Origin of the sequence: Paenibacillus sp. GbtcB18, assembly GCF_019091125.1 — a bacterium.
Taxonomy (GTDB): Bacteria; Bacillota; Bacilli; order Paenibacillales; family NBRC-103111; genus Paenibacillus_F; species Paenibacillus_F chitinolyticus.
This window is the reverse complement of the sequence record NZ_JAGXJX010000758.1, coordinates 1-242: the sequence shown is the minus strand read 5'-3', so window position 1 is coordinate 242 and position 242 is coordinate 1. Positions and strand designations below refer to the sequence as shown.

The window sequence follows — 242 nt, the reverse complement described above, 5'->3', positions numbered from 1 at the left end:
AGTTCAACACCATGGTGCCATCGACACCCACATAGGTTACATAGCGGCGTTCGACATAGAAGAAACTCGCCCGGCGTCCGTTGCCGATATGGATATAGTTATATACGGTCGGGCCGCACACATACATTTTCACCTTGCCCGGTCCAAGGGGTTTAAATTCTTCTTTTTCTCTTGTCTCCGTATAAAACATCCTGAGTGTCATGCTCCCTACCCCCCCCATTCTGGATCTCCTCTCCTTCTAT

The 242-nt window shown here is 49.2% G+C and carries 1 pseudogene; it reads right to left on the bottom strand.

Features of this window, described 5'->3' with window-relative positions:
• Positions 1–202: pseudogene (locus tag KVT34_RS30955) on the bottom strand (cysteine--tRNA ligase); the annotation flags it as partial.
• Positions 203–242: the final 40 nt, after the last annotated feature.